1 protein-coding gene is annotated in these 1,527 nt (G+C 37.7%); it reads left to right on the forward strand.

Annotation, left to right across the window (positions count from 1 at the left end):
- Positions 1 to 896: 896 nt before the first annotated feature.
- The coding region (locus RK02_RS11970) for a protein rep (protein WP_016184495.1) at positions 897 to 1,527 on the forward strand (631 nt) is incomplete at its 3' end.

Consider the following 1,527-nt stretch of genomic DNA (forward strand, 5'->3'; position numbering starts at 1 on the left):
ACAAAAAGTAACAAAAACCAATTAAGTCTTTGAAAGAAAAAACATAAGCAAAGCGAATTTTAACAAACACGCTTGACGATAAAATTAATTTTATTAATTTTTTTAGCACGTACCCACTAAATTTATTTAGTGGGTGTAAGTGCGCCCTTGGATTAATTTTCTGCCCGTAGCAGTTTTAGAGTTTTGCTAGGGGTTTTGTAGGTCTGTCATTTAGAACGGCTCTCAAACGTCAAAATAGGGCTCTAAAATTCGTTCTAAGGCGTTTAGTTTTTCATTTGGGGTTTTACTAGGACTAAAATCTTAAGACCGCTAAAACGTTAAAATAGGCGCCTTAAAATTGATTTTGCTTTCTGCGCAAGCATAGCATGGTGCCGGCACCATGCAAAAAATAGGCGGAAAGCACATGAGTTTGTCAAGTCGGCAATGACTTAGTGGCAGTTTGCAGCTTGTCTGCATTACTGCCACTTAGCCAACTTCCGACTTGACGAACATAGTTATTAAATCCTAGTGCAAGGCAAAAAAAGCCACTGCATTTTTTTGCTCGCCAAACGCAGTGGAAATTTGAAAGTTTTGAGGGGGTTTGGGGGTACTTTTTCAAAAGTTCCCCCATGATTTAAAAATTCGCTTTGGTGCGTGCTCTAAACTCCTTGTGTCGCAAGGCTTTGAGCGGTTTTCTTCTTCTCTTGATACTATATAGAAATAACTCTCATGCAAAATTCATGCCTTGTTTTGCCGTCTAACCGTTGATACACAAGGGTTTTAATGCATGAAAAAAGCTCTTGAACAGGTGGCAAGCTAGTGCTATACTTTTAAGTGCGAAATCAAAAGTAAAAAACTAGAAAGAAATGCCAAAATTCAAGAGCAATTTTTCGGTATTTAACTGAGGACAGTGTAGCATGGAAATTACAGAAAATCAAGAATTTAAAGATGTTAGTAAAACAGGGAAAGACAGAAAATGGAAAGAGCGTAAATTGCAGAATATTGAGTACGCAAAACGCTTGGAAACATTGGGGTATAAGGCTTTTGCGAATGCTTATCAGTGTGCAGAAGTCTTGAAATTCAAGGAGTTAGAAGGGCAATTACGACTGCACCAGGCATGGTTTTGCAAGTCGAAGTTATGCCCTATTTGCAATTGGAGAAGAAGTATGAAATACGGGGTTCAATTAGGACAAATCATTGATGTAGCAAGGGAAAGAGAGCCTAAAGCGAAGTTTATATTTTTGACTTTGACCGTAAAAAATGTGTCTGGAGAAAAATTAGGCGAAGAGTTGACCAATTTAACTAAATCGTTTGATAGATTGTTTAGGCGTGCAAAAGTGAAAAAGGCGGTAATTGGCTATTTAAGAGCGATTGAAGTGACTTATAATGCTGAACGTGATGATTATCATCCGCATATTCATGTGCTGTTAATGGTTAAAGCGTCGTATTTCAAAAAAACAGAATATTATATTTCGCAAGATGAATGGACAACCATGTGGCAACAATCTGCAAAGCTTGATTACAAGCCGATTGTAGACGTGCGAAAGG

The sequence above is a fragment of the Enterococcus columbae DSM 7374 = ATCC 51263 genome (genome assembly GCF_000406925.1).
GTDB classification, from domain to species: domain Bacteria; phylum Bacillota; class Bacilli; order Lactobacillales; family Enterococcaceae; genus Enterococcus_E; species Enterococcus_E columbae.